The organism is Streptomyces sp. NPDC005794 (assembly GCF_042871445.1).
Taxonomy (GTDB): domain Bacteria; phylum Actinomycetota; class Actinomycetes; order Streptomycetales; family Streptomycetaceae; genus Streptomyces.
Window position 1 is genome coordinate 77,030 of record NZ_JBIAIN010000028.1, and the last position, 21,518, is coordinate 98,547.

A 21,518-nucleotide genomic window follows, 5' to 3' on the forward strand; every position below is an offset into this window, starting at 1 on the left:
GCGGAGGACTCGGAGCATGGCCGGCGCGATGCGCAAGATGGCGGTCTACCTCGGCCTCGTGGAGGACGATGGGTACGACGGTCCGGGGTTCGACCCCGACGACGAATTCGAACCCGAGCCGGAGCCCGAGCGGGACCGGCGGCGGCACCAGCCCGCGCATCCGGTGGAGCGGGAACGGGACGAACCGGTGCGAGCGGTGCAGCCGCCCGCACCACGGGAACCGGTTCAGCTCCCGGCGGAGAGCGGACGACCCGCCCGAATCGCCCCCGTGGCATCCATCACACCTGACCGCCCGAACATGGAGAAGAACGCACCGGTGATCATGCCCAAGGTCGTGTCCGAGCGTGAGCCCTACAGGATCACCACGCTGCACCCCAGGACCTATAACGAGGCCCGTACCATCGGGGAACACTTCCGCGAGGGCACCCCGGTGATCATGAACCTCACGGAGATGGACGACACGGATGCGAAGCGACTTGTCGACTTTGCTGCGGGACTCGTCTTCGGTCTCCATGGCAGCATTGAGCGTGTGACGCAGAAGGTGTTCCTGTTGTCGCCTGCTAACGTCGATGTCACGGCGGAGGACAAGGCTCGCATCGCAGAGGGCGGGTTCTTCAACCAGAGCTGAGAGCAACGGGAACAAACCCGGCCGGGAGGCCGGGGCAACGAGAGCCAGGGGAGAGGGAAGCGCGGACATGGGCGTCGCACTGGATGTGGTCTATATCGCGCTGATGTGTTTCCTCATCGTGCTGATCTTCCGGCTGGTCATGGACTATGTCTTCCAGTTCGCACGTTCATGGCAGCCAGGCAAGGCGATGGTGATCGTTCTCGAGGGCACTTACACTGTCACGGATCCGCCGCTGAAGCTTCTGCGGCGGTTCATACCGCCGTTGCGTCTCGGGGGCGTGGCACTTGACCTGTCCTTCTTCGTTCTAATGATCATCGTCTACATTCTGCTCAACCTCGTGGGCAAGCTTGCGAGCAGCGTGTGAACGATACGGTCTTGCCGACTGCCGACGACTACGTAGAGGTGAAGAAGAGATGCCGCTGACCCCCGAGGACGTGCGGAACAAGCAGTTCACGACGGTCCGCCTCCGAGAAGGCTATGACGAGGACGAGGTCGATGCCTTCCTCGACGAGGTCGAATCGGAACTGACCCGCCTGCTCCGTGAGAACGAGGACCTGCGCGCCAAGCTGGCCGCCGCCACGCGTGCGGCCGCGCAGAACCAGCAGCAGCAGGGAATGCGTAAACCACCGGAGCAGCAGGACCGGCCAGGGGCTCCTGTGCCGGCCGCCATATCTGGTCCGCCGGTACAGCAGCAGCAGCCCCCGCAGATGGGTCCCCCCCAGCTGCCCGGTGGAGCTCCGCAGCTGCCTGCCGGTCCCAGCGGCCATGGCCCCCAGGGCGGCCACGGTCCCGGTCCGCAGGGCCCGCACGGCCCCGGCCCGATGCAGGGCGGTCCCATGGGTGGCCCGATGGGCGGCCCCATGGGCGGTCACGCCCCGCAACAGCAGCAGCAGATGCAGCAGCAGCAGATGCAGCAGCAGCAGATGCAGCAGCCCGGTCAGGGCCCCGGTGGCGACAGCGCCGCCCGTGTCCTCTCCCTTGCCCAGCAGACCGCTGACCAGGCGATCGCGGAGGCCCGTTCCGAGGCCAACAAGATCGTCGGCGAGGCGCGCAGCCGTGCCGAAGGCCTTGAGCGTGACGCCCGTGCCAAGGCGGACGCCCTTGAGCGGGACGCGCAGGAGAAGCACCGCGTGGCGATGGGCTCGCTGGAGTCGGCCCGCGCGACGCTGGAGCGCAAGGTCGAGGATCTGCGTGGCTTCGAGCGCGAGTACCGGACCCGTCTGAAGTCCTACCTGGAGAGCCAGCTGCGTCAGCTGGAGACCCAGGCCGACGACTCGCTGGCTCCGCCGCGGACCCCTGCCGCCGCCTCGCTGCCGCCGTCGCCTTCGCTGGCTCCGGCCGGTGCGGGTGCGATGGGGCACACCATGGGCGGCAACCACGGTGGCCACGGCAACCAGCAGATGGGCGGCGGCAACCAGTCGATGGGCGGTGGCCCGTCGTACGGCGGCGGCCAGCAGCAGATGTCGCCCGCGATGACGCAGCCGATGGCGCCGGTGCGGCCGCAGGCGCCGCAGCCGATGCAGCAGGCGCCGTCGCCGATGCGCGGGTTCCTGATCGACGAGGACGACAACTGAGCGGTTCGCGCTCGCTGAGCGCGTAGCCGTCGGCAGGCTGAGGGCCGGGCCCCGGGGATTTCCCCGGGGCCCGGCCCTTTTGCGTGAGCGTCGCCCGGGTGGGTGGGGCTCCTGCGGCGAGCTGTCCCCCTACCCGTCCCTTCCCGACACCGGGGCTCTGTCCAGGACTCCGCCCCGGGGAACGCCGGAAGGGCTGGAGAGAGGGCCTACGGGACGTAGGGCACGGGGGGCGGCCGGAGAGGCGCGGTGCCGGAAGGGCTGAGGAGGTGATGGCCGGTGGGGCCGGAAAGGGAAGGGCCCGGCCGGACTGTGGGTGTCCGGCCGGGCCCTTCGGGTGTGATCCGGGTTACCGCTCCGTCTTGCGGAGGCGGAACGCCAGCGCCAGGCCCTCGTCCTCGAACGGGGCGCCGTACGTGTCGTCCGCCTCACCCTGCGCGTAGTCCAGGGCCAGGACCTCGTCCGCGATCAGCGTCGCGTGGCCGGTCAGGGCCTCGGCCGTCGCGGGGGACGTCGACGTCCAGCGGACCGCGATCCGGTCCGCCACGTCCAGGCCGCTGTTCTTGCGTGCCTCCTGGATCAGCCGGATCGCGTCACGGGCCAGGCCGGCCGCCCGCAGCTCGGGGGTGATCTCCAGGTCCAGGGCGACCGTCGCGCCCGAGTCGGACGCGACCGACCAGCCCTCGCGCGGGGTCTCCGTGATGATGACCTCGTCGGGGGCCAGGGTGACCCGCTCGCCGTCGACCTCGACCGAGGCCGTGCCCTCGCGCAGCGCCAGGCTGAGCGCGGCGGCGTCGGCGTTCGCGACGGCCTTCGCCACCGCCTGGACACCCTTGCCGAACCGCTTGCCCAGGGCACGGAAGTTCGCCTTCGCCGTCGTGTCGACCAGCGAGCCGCCGCCCGCCTGACCGGCGGAGGAATCGGTGAGCGAGGCCAGGGAGGTGACGTTCAGCTCTTCCGTGATCTGGGCGCGCAGCTCGGGTGTGAGCGACTCGAAGCCCGACGCCGCGACCAGAGCCCGCGACAGCGGCTGCCGGGTCTTGACCCCCGACTCGGCGCGGGTGGCCCGGCCGAGCTCCACCAGGCGGCGTACCAGCGCCATCTGCGAGGAGAGCGCCGGGTCGATCGACGCCGGGTCCGCCTTCGGCCAGGTGGAGAGGTGCACCGACTCCGGGGAGTCCGGAGCGACGGGGACGATCAGGTCCTGCCAGACCCGCTCCGTGATGAACGGGGTGAGTGGGGCCATCAGCCGGGTGACCGTCTCCACGACCTCGTGCAGGGTGCGCAGAGCGGCCTTGTCGCCCTGCCAGAAGCGGCGGCGCGAGCGGCGGACGTACCAGTTGGACAGGTCGTCGACGAACGCCGAGAGCAGCTTGCCGGCGCGCTGGGTGTCGTACCCCTCCAGAGCCTTGGTGACCTCGTCCACCAGAGTGCCGAGCTCGCTCAGCAGCCAGCGGTCCAGGACCGTGCGGTCGGCGGGGGCAGGGTCGGCCGCGGACGGCGCCCAGCTCGACGTACGGGCGTACAGGGCCTGGAAGGCCACGGTGTTCCAGTACGTGAGGAGCGTCTTGCGGACGACCTCCTGGATCGTGCCGTGGCCCACACGGCGCGCCGCCCACGGGGAGCCGCCCGCAGCCATGAACCAACGGACCGCGTCGGCACCGTGCTGGTCCATGAGGGGGATCGGCTGGAGGATGTTGCCCAGGTGCTTGGACATCTTCCGGCCGTCCTCGGCGAGGATGTGGCCGAGGCACACCACGTTCTCGTACGACGACTTGTCGAAGACGAGCGTGCCGACGGCCATCAGCGTGTAGAACCAGCCGCGGGTCTGGTCGATGGCCTCCGAGATGAACTGCGCCGGGTAGCGGCTCTCGAAGATCTCCTTGTTCTTGTACGGGTAGCCCCACTGCGCGAACGGCATGGAACCCGAGTCGTACCAGGCGTCGATGACCTCGGGGACGCGGTACGCCTCCAACTGGCAGTTCTCGTGCGAGCAGGTGAACGTGATCTCGTCGATGAACGGGCGGTGCGGATCCAGGTCCGACTGGTCGCGGCCGGTGAGCTCGGAGAGCTCGGCGCGGGAGCCGACACAGGTCAGGTGGTCGTCCTCGCAGCGCCAGATCGGCAGCGGGGTGCCCCAGTAGCGGTTGCGGGAGAGCGCCCAGTCGACGTTGTTGTTCAGCCAGTCACCGAAGCGGCCGTTCTTGACGGAGTCCGGGAACCAGTTGGTCTTCTCGTTCTCCTGGAGCAGCCGGTCCTTGACCGCCGTCGTGCGGATGTACCAGGACGGCTGCGCGTAGTACAGCAGGGCCGTGTGGCAGCGCCAGCAGTGCGGGTAGCTGTGCTCGTACGGGACGTGGCGGAAGAGCTTGCCGCGCGCGGCCAGGTCCTCGGTCAGGGCCTCGTCGGCCTTCTTGAAGAAGACGCCCCCGACCAGCGGGAGGTCCTCCTCGAAGGTGCCGTCGGGGCGGACCGGATTGACGACCGGCAGGCCGTACGAGCGGCAGACGACGAGGTCGTCGGCGCCGAAGGCGGGGGACTGGTGGACCAGACCCGTACCGTCCTCGGTCGTGACGTACTCGGCGTTGACGACGTAGTGCGCCTCGGCAGGGAAGTCGACCAGGGAGAACGGGCGCTCGTACGTCCAGCGTTCCATCTCGCGGCCGGTGAAGGTCTGGCCGGTGGGCTCCCAGCCCTCGCCGAGGGACTTCTCGACCAGCGGCTGGGCGACGACCAGCTTCTCCTCGCCGTTCGTCGCGACGACGTAGGTGACGTCGGGGTGCGCGGCGACGGCGGTGTTGGAGACCAGGGTCCAGGGGGTCGTCGTCCAGACGAGCAGTGCGGCCTCGCCGGCCAGCGGTCCGCTCGTCAGCGGGAAGCGTACGAAGACCGAGGGGTCGACGACCGTCTCGTAGCCCTGGGCGAGCTCGTGGTCCGAGAGGCCGGTACCGCAGCGCGGGCACCAGGGGGCCACGCGGTGGTCCTGGACCAGCAGGTCCTTGTTGAAGATCTCCTTGAGCGACCACCACACGGAGTCGACGTACTCCGGGTCCATCGTGCGGTAGGCGTCGTCCAGGTCGACCCAGTAGCCCATGCGGGTCGTGAGCTCGGTGAACGCGTCGGTGTGACGGGTGACGGACTCACGGCACTTCGCGTTGAACTCGGCGATGCCGTAGGCCTCGATGTCCTTCTTGCCGTTGAAGCCCAGCTCCTTCTCCACCGCGAGCTCGACCGGCAGGCCGTGACAGTCCCAGCCGGCCTTGCGGCCGACGTGGTAGCCCTGCATGGTGCGGAAGCGCGGGAAGACGTCCTTGAAGACGCGGGCCTCGATGTGGTGGGCCCCGGGCATGCCGTTGGCGGTCGGCGGCCCCTCGTAGAAGACCCACTCGGGGCGGCCGTCGGACTGTTCGAGGCTCTTGGTGAAGACCTTGTTGTCGCGCCAGAAGTCGAGCACGGCGTGCTCGAGGGCGGGCAGGTCGACCTGGGCGGGTACCTGGCGGTACTGCGGCGATGTCATGTGCGGGCTTCCTCCGGCGGACGTATTCCACTTCCGTCGGAGGGACGAGAGCCGGTTCGGCTCCCGCGGTACCACCCTCCTTGGCCCCGGGCATGCACCCGTGGCCCCCTCATTGGGGTCGCGATGCCGGGTCTAGTGGCCTTGTGCCCGTGGGCGGAGCCCACTGTCCAAAGCTTTCTTCCGGCGGCTCCGGGGTGATCTTCACGGCGCGCTCGCCCCCGGGCTTCCACCGTCCCCGGGTCGCTCGTGGCTGCGTACGACGCTACTCGTCCCATCCATGCCTCTCGCTGCGGCCAGTGTACGGGCCCGTACGGGCGACGGCCGACCGGTTTCGGACCGACCGGCACAAGGGAGGGGCGTGCACCCGAATGGCCAGTCGTCGCGGACGGAGTCCGCGAGAGCGCGCGGGGGCGGATTACCGCGCGGGGAGCTGGGCACAACGGTTGCAGGCGCGCCGCTCCCCGGCCGCGGGGAGGGGCGAACCGGCGGCGTGCCCCGTTGCCGCGGAGCTGAGGTCGATTTATCGTCCCAGCACGATTCGCGTGCAAGATCACACTATGTGAAGGGGCCGCGGCCATGGTGGCGAAGAAGACCGCCGTATCGAGAACGGCGTCCGCGAGATCCACGGCTGCGGCTGCCGAGGAGGAGACCGGGAGCACGGGCGAGGAGGCCGGTCCGGAGACGGACCAGGAGACGCCGGTCAAGAGGCCGGCGAAGAAGACGGCCGGGAAGACGGCCGCAGCGGAGAAGGCGGCGGCACATCCGCCGCGACGGGCCGGGCAGGATCCGGCGCACCACGAGCCGGCGAAGAAGAGCGCGGCGAAGAAGAGCGCAGCGAAGAAGAGCGCAGCCAAGAAGGCGTCGAAGAAGGCCACGGGGGCGGCCCAGGCCGCCGAGCAGACAGGAGCCCACACGGTGGTAGCCAAGAAGAGCGCGGCCCGCACCACGGCTGTAGGAGAGGGCACAGCGACAGCGGTCCCCCCGGCCAGGGCCGGCGCCGCGACGGCGCTCGGCGACCTGGCGGTCAGGCCGGGGGAGGACCCCTGGACCCCGGAGGAGGTCGACGCGGCGCGGGCCGAGCTGACCGGTGAGGTCACGCGGCTGCGCACCGAGCTGGAGGCGTCCGGAGCGGCGCTGGCCGGCCTGATGCGCGACTCCGGGGACGGGGCCGGCGACGACGACGCGGACACCGGCACGAAGAACATCACCAGGGAGCACGAGCTGTCCCTGGCGGCGCACGCCCAGGAGACCCTGGACCAGACCGAGCGCGCCCTCGCCAGGCTCGACGCGGGGACCTACGGGCTCTGCGAGGTCTGCGGCAAGCCGATCGGCAAGGCGCGGATGCAGGCGTTCCCCCGGGCCACGCTCTGTGTGGAGGACAAGCAGAAGCAGGAGCGGCGCGGTTAGGAATCCTTCCTCCGGATCAGGCCGGATCGGGCCTGATCCGGACGAAAGGATCAGGCGACCGGGGGCGCCCGGGGCGGTACTGGGCCTGACGCCCCCGAAACCCCGGGTGTGTCGTACCCTCGTCCTCAGTCAGGCACCTAGGTTGAGGGACTCACGTGGCAGAGGCGGAGCGCATCATCGGTACGCCGGATATCCCTGATGCCGAGGGGGCCGACAGGGCTGAGCCCCAGGGGGCGTCCGAGGGCTCGACCCCGGCGGGGGCCGACGAGCCGGGCAGCGGCCGGGGCAAGAAGCGGATCCTGGTTCTCCTCGGTGTGGCCGTCCTGGCCTATCTCCTGGACCTGGTCAGCAAGATGATCGTGGTCGCGAAGCTGGAGCACGAGGAGCCGATCGAGATCTTCGGCGAGTGGCTGAAGTTCGACGCGATCCGTAACGCGGGCGCCGCCTTCGGGATCGGCGAGGCCTTCACCGTGATCTTCACGGCCATCGCGTCCGTCGTGATCGTCGTGATCATCCGGCTCGCCCGCAAGCTCTACAGCCTGCCCTGGGCCATCGCCCTGGGCCTGCTGCTCGGCGGAGCGCTCGGCAACCTCACCGACCGCATCTTCCGCGCGCCCGGCGTGTTCAAGGGCGCGGTGGTCGACTTCATCGCCCCCGCGCACTTCGCCGTCTTCAACCTCGCCGACTCCGCGATCGTCTGCGGCGGCATCCTGATCGTGATCCTCTCCTTCAAGGGCCTGGACCCCGACGGCACCGTGCACAAGGACTAGCGGGCGCAAGGCATACTCGACTGGTGAGTACGTATCCCGAGGTCCGCACCCTGCCCGTACCCGACGGCCTGGAAGGCGAGCGTGTCGACGCCGCCATCTCCCGGATGTTCGGTTTCTCCCGCACCAAGGCCGCCGAGCTGGCCGCTGCCGGGAAGGTCCAGGTGGACGGCGCGGTGGCCGGGAAGTCCGAGCGGGTGCACGGCGGTGCCTGGCTGGAAGTGGAGATGCCCCAGGCACCCGCTCCCGTCCAGATCGTCGCCGAGCCCGTCGACGGCATGGAGATCGTCCACGACGACGACGACATCGTCGTCATCATGAAGCCGGTCGGCGTCGCCGCCCACCCCAGCCCCGGCTGGACCGGTACCACCGTCATCGGCGGCCTCGCCGCGGCCGGCTACCGCATCTCGACGTCGGGCGCCGCCGAGCGCCAGGGCATCGTGCACCGGCTGGACGTCGGCACCTCCGGCCTGATGGTCGTGGCCAAGTCCGAGCGGGCCTACACCCTGCTCAAGGCGCAGTTCCGCGACCGGGTCGTCGAGAAGAAGTACCACGCGCTGGTGCAGGGCCACCCGGACCCGATGAGCGGCACCATCGACGCCCCCATCGGCCGCCACCCGCAGCACGACTACAAGTGGGCCGTCACCGCCGAGGGCAAGCCCTCCGTGACGCACTACGACCTCATCGAGGCCTACCGCGCGGCCAGCCTGCTCGACATCAAGCTGGAGACCGGGCGCACGCACCAGATCCGCGTGCACATGGCCGCGCACCGCCACCCCTGCGTCGGTGACCTGACCTATGGCGCTGACCCCACGATGGCCAAGCGCCTCGGCCTGGCCCGGCAGTGGCTGCACGCGGTCCGGCTCGGCTTCGAGCACCCGGCCGACGGCAGCTGGGTCGAATTCGAGAGCGGCTACCCGGACGACCTGCGCCACGCCCTCGACACGATCGCCGCGGAGAGCGAATGACCCCCGGGTCCACCCCTTACAGCACCCGCAGGGCTCTCGCCGAGAGCGACCTCGCGGCGTGCTTCCAGGTCCGCAAGGACGTCTTCGTCGGTGAGCAGCAGGTGCCCGAGGAGATCGAGTACGACGCCCATGACGCCACGGCGGTGCATGTCCTCGCCGTGGACGAGGACGGCTGCGCGCTCGGCACGGGACGGCTGCTGCACGGTGAGGCCGCGGCGGACAGGACCGGCGGTGACCACACCGTCGGGTCGCTCGGCCGGCTCGCCGTGACCCGCGCGGCCCGTGGCCTCGGAGTCGGGGCCGCCCTGGTCCGCGCCGTGGAGGAGGAGGCGCGCACCCTGGGCCTGGCCGCCGTGGACCTCCACGCCCAGACACACGCCCTCGGCTTCTACGAGCGGCTCGGCTACACGGCGTACGGCCCGGAGTTCCCGGACGCCGGGATGCCGCACCGGGCCATGCGCCGCGCGCTCTGACCGAGCGGGGGGTACTGCCGGTCCGTCGGTCCCGCGTGGCACGCTGGGAGCCCTGACCGGCTGATCAACGGGCCCAGGAGGCCCGGCGCGCTGCGGAAGGCACCACGTGGACCAGATGGCACTCCTGCTCCTGCTCCTGCTCGGAGCGGTGGTCACGGTCCCGCTCGGGGAGCGCCTGGGTCTACCGGCGCCGATCCTGATGACCCTCGCCGGGATCGTCATGGCCTTCGCCAGCTTCGTCCCCGATGTGGACATCCCGCCGGAGTTCATCCTCCCCGCCGTGCTGCCGCCGTTGCTCTACGCCTCGGTGCAGCGCACCTCCTGGCGGCAGTTCGCGGCCAACAGACGGCCCATCTTCCTGCTGGCCGTCGCCCTCGTCTTCGTCACGACGGCCGCCGTGGCCACAGTCGCCCACGCGATAGTGCCCGGCCTGCCCATCGCCGCGGCCGTGGCCCTCGGCGCGCTCGTCGCCCCGCCCGACCCGGTCGCCGCGACGGCCGTCGCCGGCTCGGTCGGGCTGCCACGCCGGCTCGTGTCGATCCTGGAGGGCGAGGGGCTGTTCAACGACGTCACGGCCATCGTCCTCTACCACGTGGCGATCGCCGCGGCCGTCAGCGGCACCTTCTCCCTGCCCGCCGCGTTCGGGCTGCTCGTCCTCTCGGCGGTGGTCGCCGTGGCGGTCGGCCTGGTGCTCGGCTGGCTCACCATCAAACTGCTGGGATACCTGGGCGACACGACCCTTCAGGTCGGCCTGACCCTGCTCGTGCCGTTCGTCAGTTACGTACTCGCCGAGGAGCTGATGGGTTCGGGCGTCCTCGCCGTCCTCACCACGGCGCTCTTCCTCGCCGAGCACACCGCGGACGCCGACGACGTCCTCGGCCGGCTCACCGGCCGGTCCTTCTGGGAGATCGTCGACACCCTCGTGACCGGCGTCGCCTTCGGCCTGATCGGCCTCGAACTCCACAACGTCTTCGGTACCGCCGACGGACGTGAACTGCGGCTGCTGGGCTGGGGGCTCGCCGTCGTCGCGGTCGTCGTCGGCGTACGGCTCCTGTGGCTGCTGCCCGCCACCTGGCTCGCGAAGCGCCTGCACACCCGCCGCGACTACAGCGAGGAGATCCCCACCAGCTGGCGCGAGACCGTCATCATGTGGTGGGCCGGAATGCGCGGAGTGGCCTCCGTCGCGCTGGCGCTCGCCATCCCGCTGGAGACGGACGACGGCAAGCCGTTCCCCGGCCGGGACGAGATCGTCTTCATCGCCTTCGCCGTCATCATGGCCACCCTGGTCCTCCAGGGCCTGACCCTGCCGTGGCTGGTGCGCAAGCTCGGTGTCCGGGCGGACACCGACGCCGAACAGGCCCTGGAGCGGGACCTCGCGATCCGTGCCGCCACGGCGGCCAAGACCCGGCTCAAGGAGGTCCAGAACACCGAGGAACTCCCTGAGGAGGTCCTGGAGCGTCTGCATCGCGCGGCGTACGACATCGGGGCGCGGATCAGTCCCGACATGGTCGACGAGGAACGGCGCGAGGCCTACGCGCAGCGCGCCGAGCGGTTCAAGGAGATCGGCCGGATCCAGCGCGAGATGATGTCGGCCGCCCGCCACGCCGTGCTCGACGCCCGCAGCGAGCCGGGCGCGGACCCCGAGGTGGTGGACCGGGTGCTGCGCTACCTGGACGTACGCAGCCTCCGCTGAAGGGCCCTGCCGCCTGCGACGGGGGTTCAGCCGCGCCCTGTGCGGGGGGTCTTGTCCAGCGTCGGCGTCCGGCCGTCGGACGTGTCCCGGCCGGTGTCCGAGCCCGTCGGTTCCCGCCGGCGGCCGCCCGGCGGCAGCGCCGCGGGCGACGTCACGACGCGGGGCAGCGCGTACGGGTGGTGGTCCCTGAGCCAGCCGATCATCTGCTCCCGCACGGCGCAGCGCACCGTCCAGATGTCGGCCGCGTCCTTCGCGGTGACCACCGCACGCACCTCGATCGTCGTGGGGGCGGTGTTCGTGACGGCCAGGGACCAGTCCCGGCCGTCCCAGGCGGCGCACTCGCCGAGGATGTCCCGCAGCCTGGCACGCATCGCCGCGACCGGGGCCGAGTGGTCGAGCTGGAAGAAGACGGTGCCGGTCATCTGGACCCCGCCGCGCGACCAGTTCTCGAACGGCTTGCTGGTGAAGTAGGACACAGGCATCGTGATCCGTCGCTCGTCCCAGGTCCGCACCGCGAGGAAGGTGAGGGTGATCTCCTCCACGGTGCCCCACTCGCCGTCCACCACCACGGTGTCGCCGATCCGGACCATGTCTCCGAAGGCGATCTGGAAGCCGGCGAAGAGATTGCCGAGGGTCGACTGGGCGGCGACACCGGCGACGATGCCGAGTACACCGGCGGAGGCCAGCATCGAGGTGCCGACGGTGCGCATCGCCGGGAACGTGAGCAGCATCGCCGCGACGGCGACCGTCGCCACCACGGCGGTGACCACACGCTGGATCAGCGTGACCTGGGTCCGGACCCGTCGGACCCGGGCGGGATCGCGGGTGGACGTCGCGTAGCGGGCGTACGAGGACTGCACGACGGTGGCAGCGATACGGATCACCAGCCACGCCGATGCCCCGATCAGGACGAGGGTCAGGATCTGGCCGATCGCGTCCCGGTGGTCCCGCACCGCGTCCAGCCGGAGCTGGTCGAAGCTGGCCCGCAGCAGTGCCGTGCAGAGCACCACCTGCAGGGGAGGGCGGCAGAGCCGGAGCAGGCCCCAGACGGGGGTCTCGTGGTGCCGGCTGTCGGCGCGCCGGAGCAGCAGGTCGACCAGCCAGCCCACGGCCAGCGTGATCACCAGCGATCCGCCCACGACCAGCAGCGGTCGCAGTATGTTCTCCATTCCCTCGTCCTCCAGGCGTCGGGGCACAGCTGGCACCATGGGCCTCATGAACATCATGCTTTTCCACTCGACCTTTGGTCTGCGGCCCGCTGTGCATGCGGCTGCCGACCGGCTGCGTGCGGCCGGGCACGAGGTGCGCGTGCCCGATCTCTTCGAGGGGCACACCTTCGACACCGTCGAGGACGGAATGGCCTTCAAGGAGGAGGTGGGCAAGGACGAGCTGCTGAAGCGCGCCGTCCTGGCTGCCGCGCCCTACTCCGACCAGGGCCTCGTCTACGCGGGCTTCTCCTTCGGGGCGTCGGTCGCGCAGACCCTGGCGCTCGGCGACGCGAAGGCCCGCGGGCTGCTGCTGCTCCACGGCACCTCGGACATCGCCGAGAGCGCCTCGGTGGACGAACTGCCCGTCCAGCTGCACGTGGCCGACCCCGACCCGTTCGAGTCGCACGACTGGCTGAACAGCTGGTACCTCCAGATGCAGCGGACCGGCGCGGACGTCGAGGTCTACCGCTATCCCGGCGCCGGGCACCTGTACACCGACCCCGACCTGCCCGACCATGACGCGGACGCGGCCGAGCTGACCTGGAAGGTCTCCCTGGGCTTCCTCGCCACGCTGTAGCCGCGGAGAGTCCGGCGGAGGGGCCGCGCACCCGGGTGCGCGGCCCCTCCGGGTCAGCGCACCGGGGCGTCGGCCCGCTCGGTCTTCTGGGTGCCGCTGCGCGTGCGGTACGAGCGGACCCAGGAAGCCGTCGCCTCCTTGCTCGTCTTGTCGGAGACCACGTAGTAGTCCATCTGCGAGCGCTCCGCCGTCACGTCGAGAACGCCGTAGCCGTGCGCGTCCATGTCGACCCACTTCACATGACGGTTGGCGGCCCTGACCGCTGTCGCCGCCGCCACGGAGACGGTCTGGGGAGCGACCCGCAGGATGTCGTCCAGGTTGTCCGAGGTGACCGACGTCACCACGAACTCCGTGGCCGCCGACGCGGACAGCGGATACGTCGCCGCCTTCACGGGCACGTCGTTGGCCCACGCCATGTGGATGTCCCCGGTCAGGAAGACCGTGTCGGTGACGGCGTGGTCCCGCAGATGGGAGATCAGCTCCGCGCGGTCGTCCGTGTAGCCGTCCCACTGGTCGACGTTGACCGCCAGCCCCTCCGCCGGCAGCCCCAGCAGCTCCGCGAGCGGGGCCAGCAGATGGGCCGGCAGCGCCCCGAAGGCGACCGGCGAGATCATCACCGAGGTGCCGACCAGCTTCCAGCGGGCGTCCGACGCGGTCAGCCCGGACTTCAGCCAGTCCAGCTGCGCCCGCCCGGTGATCGAACGCTCCGGGTCGTCGACCGCGCCGTCGCCGGTCGACGCCTGCTCGGACCGGAAGCTGCGCAGGTCGAGCAGGTGGAGCTCGGCCAGGCCGCCGAAGCTCAGACGCCGGTGGACGGTGCCCTCGGTGGAGGCCCGGACCGGCATCCACTCGAAGTACGCCCGCTTCGCGGCGGCCACCCGGTCGGCCCAGGCGCCCTCCGTGCCGGGGGTGTGGTTCTCGGCTCCCCCCGACCAGGCGTCGTTGGCGAACTCGTGGTCGTCCCAGATCGCGATCACCGGATGGGCCGCGTGCAGCGCCTGGAGGTCGGCGTCCGTCTTGTACGTGGCGTGCCGGAGGCGGTAGTCGGCGAGGGTGCGTATCTCGTGGAGCGGGGCGTGGGGGCGTACGACGGTGTCCTGGGTCGGGTAATCGCCCGACGCGTACTCGTAGATGTAGTCGCCCAGGTGCAGGACGGCGTCCAGATCGGCACGGGCCGCGAGATGGCGGTACGGGGAGAACCAGCCGGCCTCCCAGTTGGCGCAGGACACCACGCCGAAGCGGATGCCGGGGACGGCCGCGCCGGCGGCGGGCGCCGTGCGGGTGCGGCCGACGGGGGAGAGGACGCCGTGCCCGCCCTCCGGCACGGCGGGTGCCGCCGTGAAGCGGAACCAGTACGTCGTCGCCGGGCGCAGCCCCCGGACATCGGCCTTGACGGTGTGGTCGGCGTCGGCCCGCGCGACGGCCGTGCCCCGGGCGGCGACCCGGGAGAAGGCCATGTCCTCGGCCATCTCCCAGACCACCGGCGTATGCGCGCCGAGGCCCGAGCCGGGCACGGCGTCCGGGGAAGGGGTGACGCGGGTCCACAGGAGCACGCCGTCGGGCAGGGGGTCGCCCGAGGCCACGCCGTGCAGGAAGGCGGGACCGCCGGCGGCGCGGGCGCCGGTGGCGGTGAGCGCGGGGGCGGCGACCGCGGTGGCGGCAACGGCCTTGACGACCGTGCGGCGGCTGGGTGCGGCGGAGAGGTGTCGTCTGGTCACGGACGATCACCCTACTGACGGGTAGAGCCAACAGGCGGGCGAACAAAGGAAGTTCGCCCGCCTGTTGGCCGGATGACACCCGGAGTCACATCGGTGGTCCCCGCCGTGCCGCCGGTTCTCCGGTCAGCCCTTCAGCGCCTTGGTGACCGCCGTGTTGAAGTCGGCCACCGTCATGGGCGCGTTCTCGCTGCCCTCGGCGGTGAGCTTCTTGCCGTCCATCTTGAGGGTCGGGGTGCCCTGGACCCCGCTCTTGTCGAACGCCTTGGACATCTTGATCGCCCAGGCGTCGTACGTGCCATCCTCGAGGTCCTTCTGGAACGCCTTGTTGCCCTTCAGCGCGTCCACCGAGTCCGCCACCTCGATCAGGTAGCTGTCCTTGGCGAACTTGTCGCTCGTCTCCTCGGGGTGGTACTTCGCGGAGTACAGCGCGGTCTTGTACTCAAGGAACGCGTCGGGGCTCACGTTCAGCGCCGCGCCCAGCGCGCTCAGCGCGTTCTTCGAGCCCTCGCCGCTGTCCGCGTTGTCGATGAACGTCGCGCCGACGTACTTGATCTTGTACTTGCCGGCGTCGACGTCCTTGGCCACGGTCTCGCCGATCGTCTGCTCAAACGTGGCGCAGACCGGGCAGCGCGAGTCCTCGTACAGCTCCAGGGTCTTCTTCGCGCTCGACTCGCCGATCACGACGGTCGTGCCGTCGTCGCCCGAGGTGTTCTTGGGGGCGGTGACGTTCTTCGCGTCCGCCGCGGCCTCCCAGGCGGAGGGCTTGTTCAGCTGCATCACGCCGTAGCCGACGGCGCCGGCGACCGCGAGAACCGCGACGACCGAGACGCCGACGACGATCTGCTTGCGTGCCTTGTCCTTCTTGGCCTGGCGCTCGCGCTCCTCGCGCAGCCGCTCGCGGGCGGCGGACTTGTTGGCCTGGCTGTTGCGCTTGCTCATGAGGGTGCTCCGTAGAAGTGGGGGTGGCTCGAAAGGGCTTACCGCGTACTCAGGCAGGGGTGAAGGCCGAGCGCGGCGGGCCCCTCCGTCCCACGGAGTGAACCAGGAAGCGGGCAGGGGCGAGCGGGTGCGGGCGCCCGGTGCGCCGGGAACCGGCCGGTACGCGACGCCCCGCCGTACCCACCACGGCGACCGCGGTGAGCAGCGGACGGAAGGCGACGGCGGCCGCCGCGCGCAGCAGCCCCGCGAGTGCCGACTCGCCCCGCCGCAGCCAGGCGGCGGCCAGCAGCCCGACCGTCACGTGCGCGGCCAGCAGCAGCCACGGGACCGCGGGTCCCGGCGAGACCAGCAGAGCGGCGGCGTGGTCGCCCTCGCCGGTCACCCCGGCCAGCGGTGTGCCGACCGAGGCCACACCGGCGAGCCCGTCCGCACCGCGGACGGCCTCGCCGCCGCAGAGCACATGGACGCCCACGGAGCGCAGTGGGCCCGCGATCGGCCCGCCCGCCGCCCCGTAACAGAGGTGCTGGCCGGTGGTGAACACCGTGTCGGCGGCCAGCTCCAGGGGAACCAGCAGCCCGGCGATCGCCCCGAAACCGCGCTCCCGGCCCGCCAGCGCGAACGCCACGGCGAAGACGGCCCCGGCCAGCAGCGCGACAGCGGTGACCGGCAGCGGGACCCGGGAGAGCAGCACATGGGACGCGGACGAGAGCGTGACGACGAGCGCGGTGAACAGCGCCGCGCGTACCGCTCTGATCCGTGTCCCTGATACGTCCATCGCCGCCGAGTGTGCCATGTGTTCCTGTAAGTACCCGCTAAGGGTGTACCCGGGTCTACAGGCCCGGGATGCGGCCGTTGCGGAAGAGGTCGACGAAGATCTGGTGGTCGGCCCTGGCCCGCGCGCCGTAGCTGTGCGCGAAGTCCACCAGCAGCCCGGCGAAGCCCTCCTCGTCGGCGGCGATGGCCGCGTCGATCGCGCGCTCCGTGGAGAACGGCACCAGCGAGTGCCCGCTCTCGTCGTCCGCCGCCGAGTGCATCGTCGCCGTGGCCCGGCCGAGATCGGCGACCACCGCCGCGATCTCCTCCGGCTCGTCGATGTCGGACCAGTCCAGATCGACCGCGTACGGAGAGACCTCGGCGACCAGCTGACCGGAGCCGTCCAGCTCGGTCCAGCCCAGCCACGGGTCGGCGTGCGCCTGGAGCGCGCGCTGGGAGATCACCGTGCGGTGCCCCTCGTGCTGGAAGTAGTCCCGCACGGCGGCGTCGGTGATGTGCCGGGACACGGCCGGGGTCTGCGCCTGCTTGAGGTAGATCACCACATCGTTCTCCAGGGCGTCGCTGTTGCCCTCCAGAAGGATGTTGTACGAGGGCAGGCCGGCCGACCCGATGCCGATGCCCCGGCGGCCGACAACGTCCTTCACCCGGTAGGAATCGGGCCGTGTGAGGCTCGACTCCGGCAGTGTCTCCAGATAGCCGTCGAACGCCGCGAGCACCTTGTAGCGCGTCGCCGCGTCCAGGTCGATCGCTCCGCCGTCGGCGGTGAACCGGCGCTCGAAGTCCCGGATCTCCGTCATCGAGTCCAGCAGGCCGAACCGGGTCAGCGCGCGGGCGTCGCGCAGCGCGCCGAGCAGCGGGCCCTCGGCGGTGTCCAGGGTGAAGGGCGGCACCTCGTCGTTCTTGGCGCCCGTCGCCAGGGCGTGGATCCGCTCCCGGTACGCGGCGGCGTAGACCCGGACGAGCTCGGTGATCTGGTCGTCGCCCAGCGCCTTCGCGTAACCGATCAGGGCGACGGAGGCGGCGAAGCGCTTGAGGTCCCAGGTGAAGGGGCCCACATAGGCCTCGTCGAAGTCATTGACGTTGAACACGAGACGGCCGTTGGCGTCCAGGTAGGTGCCGAAGTTCTCGGCGTGCAGGTCGCCGTGGATCCACACCCGGCTCGTGCGCTCGTCCAGATAGGCGCCGTTGTGCTGCTCGCGGTCCAGGTCGGCGTAGAACAAGCCGGCGGAGCCCCGGTAGAACGCGAAGGCCGAGCCCGCCATCTTGCGGAACTTGACCCGGAAGGCTGCGGGGTCGGCGGCGAGGAGCTGCCCGAACGCGGTGTCGAATACGGCGAGAATCTGCTCCCCGCGCCGCTCTGCGCCGGTCTGCGTGTCCGACATCGCTGAGTGCCTCCTGGTACATGGCGTTCATGACAAAAGGGACGGGCGTCCCCGGTCTTCCAACGCGCGACCGTACCCCGGAGTGCCCGTCGCCTGTCATCCCGGAGACGTAGACTTCCACGCTGTCCCCCCAAGCCGTCATCCCGAGTTCTTCCGGAGGCACAGCGCCGTGAGCAAGCCGCCATTCACGCACCTGCACGTCCACACCCAGTACTCGCTGCTGGACGGTGCCGCGCGGCTCAAGGACATGTTCGAGGCGTGCAACAGCATGGGCATGTCGCACATCGCGATGACCGACCACGGCAACCTCCACGGGGCGTACGACTTCTTCCACTCGGCCCAGAAGGCCGGGGTGACGCCGATCATCGGGATCGAGGCGTACGTCGCCCCCGAGTCGCGCAAGCACAAGCGCAAGATCCAGTGGGGCCAGCCGCACCAGAAGCGGGACGACGTCTCGGGCTCCGGTGGTTACACGCACAAGACCATCTGGGCGGCCAACAGCACCGGACTGCACAACCTCTTCAAGCTCTCCTCGGACGCGTACGCCGAGGGCTGGCTGCAGAAGTGGCCGCGCATGGACAAGGAGACCATCTCCCAGTGGTCCGAGGGCCTCATCGCCTCCACCGGGTGCCCCTCCGGCGAGGTGCAGACCCGGCTGCGGCTCGGGCAGTTCGACGAGGCGGTCCAGGCGGCCTCCGACTACAAGGACATCTTCGGTGAGGGCAAGTACTTCCTGGAGCTGATGGACCACGGCATCGAGATCGAGCGCCGGGTCCGCGACGGGCTCCTGGAGATCGGCCGGAAGCTGGACATCCCGCCGCTCGTGACGAACGACTCGCACTACACGTACGCCAACGAGGCGACCGCGCACGACGCCCTGCTCTGCATCCAGACCGGCAAGAACCTCTCCGACCCCGACCGCTTCCGCTTCGACGGCACGGGCTACTACCTCAAGACGACGGACGAGATGTACGGCGTCGACTCCTCCGACGCCTGGCAGCAGGGCTGCGCCAACACCCTCCTGGTCGCGCAGCAGATCGACACCACCGGCATGTTCGAGAAGCGCGACCTGATGCCGAAGTTCGACATCCCGGAGGGCTTCACCGAGATCACCTGGTTCCAGGAGGAGGTCCGGGTCGGCATGGGCCGCCGCTATCCCGGAGGTGTCCCCGAGGACCGGCAGAAGCAGGCCGAGTACGAGATGGACATCATCATCCAGATGGGGTTCCCGGGGTACTTCCTCGTCGTCGCCGACTTCATCATGTGGGCCAAGAACAACGGCATCGCGGTGGGCCCCGGCCGTGGTTCCGCCGCCGGCTCGATCGTCGCGTACGCCATGGGCATCACCGACCTCGACCCGATTACCCACGGGCTGATCTTCGAGCGCTTCCTCAACCCCGAGCGCGTGTCCATGCCCGACGTCGACATCGACTTCGACGAGCGCCGGCGCGTCGAGGTGATCCGGTACGTCACCGAGAAGTACGGCGCCGACAAGGTCGCCATGATCGGCACCTACGGCAAGATCAAGGCCAAGAACGCGATCAAGGACTCCGCGCGCGTCCTGGGCTACCCGTACGCCATGGGCGACCGCCTGACCAAGGCCATGCCCGCCGACGTCCTCGGCAAGGGCATCGACCTCAACGGCATCACCGACCCGAAGCACCCCCGCTACAGCGAGGCGGGCGAGATCCGGGGGATGTACGAGAACGAGCCGGACGTCCAGAAGGTCATCGACACCGCGAAGGGCGTGGAGGGCCTGGTCCGGCAGATGGGTGTGCACGCGGCCGGCGTGATCATGTCCAGCGAGCCGATCGTCGACCACGCGCCGATCTGGGTGCGGCACACCGACGGTGTGACCATCACGCAGTGGGACTACCCCCAGTGCGAGTCGCTCGGCCTGCTCAAGATGGACTTCCTGGGCCTGCGCAACCTGACGATCATGGACGACGCCATCAAGATGGTGAAGGCCAACAAGGGCGTCGACCTGGAGATGCTCTCCCTGCCGCTGGACGACCCCAAGACGTACGAGCTGCTCTGCCGCGGTGACACGCTCGGGGTGTTCCAGTTCGACGGCGGTCCCATGCGCTCGCTGCTGCGCCAGATGCAGCCCGACAACTTCGAGGACATCTCCGCCGTCTCGGCCCTCTACCGGCCGGGCCCGATGGGCATGAACTCGCACACGAACTACGCCGAGCGCAAGAACGCCCGGCAGGAGATCACCCCGATCCACCCGGAGCTGGAGGAGCCCCTCAAGGAGGTCCTCGGGCTCACCTACGGCCTGATCGTCTATCAGGAGCAGGTGCAGAAGGCCGCCCAGATCGTCGCCGGCTACTCGCTCGGCGAGGCCGACATCCTGCGCCGCGTGATGGGTAAGAAGAAGGCCGACGAGCTGGCGAAGAACTTCGTCCTCTTCGAGGCCGGCGCCAAGAAGAACGGCTTCTCCGACGCGGCGATCAAGGCCCTGTGGGACGTCCTGGTGCCCTTCGCCGGCTACGCGTTCAACAAGGCGCACTCCTCGGCGTACGGCCTGGTCACCTACTGGACCGCCTACCTCAAGGCGAACTACCCCGCCGAGTACATGGCGGCCCTGCTGACCTCCGTCAAGGACGACAAGGACAAGTCCGCGGTCTACCTCAACGAGTGCCGGCGCATGGGCATCAAGGTGCTCCCGCCGAACGTCAACGAGTCCGAGTCGAACTTCGCCGCCCAGGGTGACGACGTGATCCTCTTCGGGTTGACGGCCGTACGCAACGTCGGGCAGAACGTGGTCGACTCGATCATCAGGTGCCGCAAGGCGAAGGGGAAGTACTCCACGTTCCCCGACTTCCTCGACAAGGTCGAAGCGGTCGTCTGCAACAAGCGCACCGTCGAATCGCTCATCAAGGCCGGGGCCTTCGACGAGATGGGACACACCCGCAAGGGACTCGTCGCCCACCACGAGCCGATGATCGACAACGTGGTGCAGGTCAAGCGCAAGGAGGCCGAGGGGCAGTTCGACCTCTTCGGCGGCATGGGCGACGCGGACGACGGCGCCTCCGAGCCGGGCTTCGGGCTGGACGTGGAGTTCTCCGACATCGAGTGGGAGAAGTCCTACCTGCTCGCGCAGGAGCGCGAGATGCTCGGCCTGTACGTCTCCGACCACCCGCTCTTCGGTCTGGAGCACGTCCTGTCCGACAAGTCGGACGCGGCGATCTCGCAGCTCACCGGCGGTGAGCACTCCGACGGCGCGATCGTCACCGTGGGAGGGATCATCTCCGGCCTCCAGCGCAAGATGACCAAGCAGGGCAACGCCTGGGCCATCGCGACCGTGGAGGACCTCGCGGGCTCCATCGAGTGCATGTTCTTCCCCGCGACCTATCAGCTGGTCTCCACCCAGCTCGTCGAGGACACCGTCGTCTTCGTCAAGGGACGCCTCGACAAGCGCGAGGACGTGCCGCGCCTGGTCGCCATGGAGATGCAGGTCCCCGACATCTCCAACGCCGGGTCCAACGCACCCGTCGTCCTGACGATCCCCACGGTGAGGGTCACCCCGCCCATGGTCAGCCGGCTCGGCGAGGTCCTCAGCAACCACCGGGGCGACACCGAGGTCCGCATCAGGCTCCAGGGCCCCCGCAAGACCACCGTGCTCCGGCTCGACCGGCACCGCGTCAAGCCGGACCCCGCCCTCTTCGGCGACCTGAAGGTGCTGCTCGGTCCGTCCTGCCTGGCCGGCTGACGGCCGTCACCGCACACCCGCGAGAGGGGGGGGGCCCCCCCGCGGGGGGGGGGCCCCCCCCCCCGGGGGGGGGGGGGGGGGGCGGGGGGGGGGGGGGTGGGGGGGGGGGGGGGGGGGGGGCGGTGGTGACGAGGGTTCCGGATCGGGTGGGGGGGGGGTGGGGGCAGGCGGTGGGGGGGGA

At 70.2% G+C, this 21,518-nt stretch carries 16 protein-coding genes; 10 read left to right on the top strand and 6 right to left on the bottom strand.

What is annotated here, in order from left to right:
• Positions 1-16: 16 nt before the first annotated feature.
• The 3 genes from ACFYQ5_RS32940 (at position 17) to ACFYQ5_RS32950 (ending at position 2,202) form a co-directional block, all read left to right on the top strand.
• The gene (locus tag ACFYQ5_RS32940; RefSeq protein ID WP_033303289.1) at positions 17-628 is read left to right on the top strand and encodes a cell division protein SepF; all 612 of its coding nucleotides are present in this window, start codon (positions 17-19) and stop codon (positions 626-628) included.
• 67 nt (positions 629-695) lie between these two features.
• A complete protein-coding gene (locus ACFYQ5_RS32945) occupies positions 696-992 on the top strand; it encodes a YggT family protein (protein ID WP_389202940.1) in 297 nt (98 codons plus the stop codon).
• A 49-nt stretch (positions 993-1,041) separates the two neighbouring features.
• A complete protein-coding gene (locus ACFYQ5_RS32950; protein WP_389202942.1) occupies positions 1,042-2,202 on the top strand; it encodes a DivIVA domain-containing protein in 1,161 nt (386 codons plus the stop codon).
• 346 nt (positions 2,203-2,548) lie between these two features.
• On the opposite strand, the gene ileS is transcribed toward ACFYQ5_RS32950, so the two are convergent.
• Positions 2,549-5,716: an isoleucine--tRNA ligase gene (gene ileS / locus ACFYQ5_RS32955; protein ID WP_389202944.1), complete on the bottom strand. Its 3,168-nt coding sequence runs from the start codon at positions 5,714-5,716 to the stop codon at positions 2,549-2,551.
• Positions 5,717-6,292: 576 nt separating this feature from the next.
• Here ileS and ACFYQ5_RS32960 point away from each other — a divergent pair.
• The 5 genes from ACFYQ5_RS32960 (at position 6,293) to ACFYQ5_RS32980 (ending at position 11,024) form a co-directional block, all read left to right on the top strand.
• On the top strand, positions 6,293-7,123 hold the full coding sequence (locus tag ACFYQ5_RS32960) for a TraR/DksA family transcriptional regulator (RefSeq protein ID WP_389202946.1): 831 nt from the start codon (positions 6,293-6,295) through the stop codon (positions 7,121-7,123).
• A gap of 155 nt (positions 7,124-7,278) precedes the next feature.
• On the top strand, positions 7,279-7,893 hold the full coding sequence (gene lspA / locus ACFYQ5_RS32965) for a signal peptidase II (RefSeq protein ID WP_389202948.1): 615 nt from the start codon (positions 7,279-7,281) through the stop codon (positions 7,891-7,893).
• Positions 7,894-7,916: 23 nt separating this feature from the next.
• Positions 7,917-8,858: an RluA family pseudouridine synthase gene (locus ACFYQ5_RS32970; RefSeq protein ID WP_389202950.1), complete on the top strand. Its 942-nt coding sequence runs from the start codon at positions 7,917-7,919 to the stop codon at positions 8,856-8,858.
• Positions 8,855-9,331 carry a GNAT family N-acetyltransferase gene (locus ACFYQ5_RS32975; RefSeq protein WP_389202951.1) on the top strand — a complete coding sequence of 159 codons (477 nt, stop codon included), beginning with the start codon at positions 8,855-8,857 and terminating at the stop codon, positions 9,329-9,331. The genes ACFYQ5_RS32970 and ACFYQ5_RS32975 overlap by 4 nt, the downstream gene beginning before the upstream one ends.
• Positions 9,332-9,437: 106 nt before the next feature.
• The gene (locus ACFYQ5_RS32980; RefSeq protein ID WP_389202953.1) at positions 9,438-11,024 is read left to right on the top strand and encodes a Na+/H+ antiporter; all 1,587 of its coding nucleotides are present in this window, start codon (positions 9,438-9,440) and stop codon (positions 11,022-11,024) included.
• Between the two features lie 26 nt (positions 11,025-11,050).
• Here the strand turns inward: ACFYQ5_RS32980 and ACFYQ5_RS32985 are convergent, their stop codons facing one another.
• Positions 11,051-12,193 carry a mechanosensitive ion channel family protein gene (locus ACFYQ5_RS32985; protein WP_389202955.1) on the bottom strand — a complete coding sequence of 381 codons (1,143 nt, stop codon included), beginning with the start codon at positions 12,191-12,193 and terminating at the stop codon, positions 11,051-11,053.
• Positions 12,194-12,230: 37 nt separating this feature from the next.
• On the opposite strand from ACFYQ5_RS32985, the gene ACFYQ5_RS32990 reads away from it, so the two are divergent.
• Positions 12,231-12,809 carry a dienelactone hydrolase family protein gene (locus tag ACFYQ5_RS32990; protein WP_389202957.1) on the top strand — a complete coding sequence of 193 codons (579 nt, stop codon included), beginning with the start codon at positions 12,231-12,233 and terminating at the stop codon, positions 12,807-12,809.
• Between the two features lie 53 nt (positions 12,810-12,862).
• Here the strand turns inward: ACFYQ5_RS32990 and ACFYQ5_RS32995 are convergent, their stop codons facing one another.
• The 4 genes from ACFYQ5_RS32995 to ACFYQ5_RS33010 all read right to left on the bottom strand — a co-directional run bounded on the left by ACFYQ5_RS32995 (position 12,863) and on the right by ACFYQ5_RS33010 (position 17,622).
• Positions 12,863-14,527, bottom strand: a complete 1,665-nt coding sequence (locus ACFYQ5_RS32995) for an alkaline phosphatase D family protein (protein WP_389202959.1) — start codon at positions 14,525-14,527, stop codon at positions 12,863-12,865.
• Between the two features lie 123 nt (positions 14,528-14,650).
• Positions 14,651-15,466 carry a DsbA family protein gene (locus ACFYQ5_RS33000; RefSeq protein WP_389202960.1) on the bottom strand — a complete coding sequence of 272 codons (816 nt, stop codon included), beginning with the start codon at positions 15,464-15,466 and terminating at the stop codon, positions 14,651-14,653.
• Between the two features lie 49 nt (positions 15,467-15,515).
• Positions 15,516-16,241 (bottom strand): hypothetical protein, encoded by a 726-nt coding sequence (locus tag ACFYQ5_RS33005; protein ID WP_389202961.1) that lies wholly within the window; start codon positions 16,239-16,241, stop codon positions 15,516-15,518.
• 55 nt (positions 16,242-16,296) lie between these two features.
• Positions 16,297-17,622 carry a DUF2252 domain-containing protein gene (locus ACFYQ5_RS33010; protein WP_389202963.1) on the bottom strand — a complete coding sequence of 442 codons (1,326 nt, stop codon included), beginning with the start codon at positions 17,620-17,622 and terminating at the stop codon, positions 16,297-16,299.
• A 169-nt stretch (positions 17,623-17,791) separates the two neighbouring features.
• Between ACFYQ5_RS33010 and dnaE the strand changes: the two genes are divergently transcribed.
• Positions 17,792-21,337 (top strand): DNA polymerase III subunit alpha, encoded by a 3,546-nt coding sequence (gene dnaE, locus ACFYQ5_RS33015; RefSeq protein WP_389202964.1) that lies wholly within the window; start codon positions 17,792-17,794, stop codon positions 21,335-21,337.
• Positions 21,338-21,518: the final 181 nt, after the last annotated feature.